Annotated in this window: 1 protein-coding gene; it reads left to right on the plus strand. The window is 39.8% G+C overall.

Translation table 11 applies throughout. The features are described 5' to 3' along the window. Positions 1-262 precede the first annotated feature (262 nt). Positions 263-1,081, plus strand: a complete 819-nt coding sequence (locus AC1DUO_RS25250) for an abortive infection family protein (RefSeq protein ID WP_013578399.1) — start codon at positions 263-265, stop codon at positions 1,079-1,081. Positions 1,082-1,149 lie beyond the last annotated feature (68 nt).

The following is a 1,149-nucleotide window of genomic DNA, read 5'->3' on the forward strand; positions in this document are numbered from 1 at the left end:
TGGCAGATTCATGATGAGTCAAGGTACTCCATTTGTTTCAGAATCCCTGAAAACAATTTCAGAATGGGTTAAGAAAAATTCAGATCAGTTAATGGATTTATGGAACAATAGTCGGGAAAATTTGTTGAAATACGATTCCTGAAATTATTCTGACCAGCTCGGTGGAAGATCGCTTCTTTAGGAGGTGAAGTGGTCAACAAAAACTGGCCTGACACTCTGACTATCAGGAACATGTCATTATTTTAAAATAAAGAGGTCGATTGTGATTGAAACAATACCAAACAGTGTTATTGGCGCTGTTTCTTCAGTGATTGCAGCACACTACTATAGTCATACAAAGCTAGACAGTATTTTTATGGAATCCGGCGCCCCCGGTGATGTTCCATTTGGAAATTGCGAAACTAAATGTAGCAGTTGGCTTAAGATATGTAATGAAGATCCAAATACAGATGCTCTTTCAGTATTAGGTCTTGTTATTCAGAAATACATGGATTCATCGCCGAATTCATTTTCAAAGGTGGGCGGGAACCAAACTGTAGAGAATGGTCAGAAACGGATTAACGATGCCCTGTCTAGAAATCAGCTGGAATATAGAACCAATGGAGTTATAACAAAGTCAGGAGCAACAACAATTTCCAAGACATTAGAGGATTATATAAAGTCAGGAGATTACTCATCAATTGATAATGAGTTTAGACGTGCAGTGGAAAACATTCAAAGTGATCCACATGCATCGGTAACTGCCGCTTGTTCAATAATAGAATCAACATTAAAGTACTATATTGAAAAATTCAATTTACCAATGCCACAAAGGCTAACTGTAGTACCACTTTGGGCAACGGTAATGCCTGATTTGGGTCTTAATGACGACCCAACGCTAGCCGCAGACCAGCACAAGGTTTTGAAAGGTATGTCATCAATTATTGATGGTGTAGCCGCATTTAGATCACATATAGGTTCGGCGCATGGTCGTGGTTCTAACCCTCCGATGCTGGTTGTTGCTGAAGCAAGATTAATTGTCAACGTATCTCATACCCTCGTCGTATTTATCATGGATGTTCTCCATGCAAAAAAAATGTAATCTAGAAAAACGAAGGCGGAAGGGATTAATATTTACCGAGCCACCCCGGTGTAGGACCCGTGGAAGTG

This window comes from Rahnella sp. P4_A8, assembly GCF_056402435.1.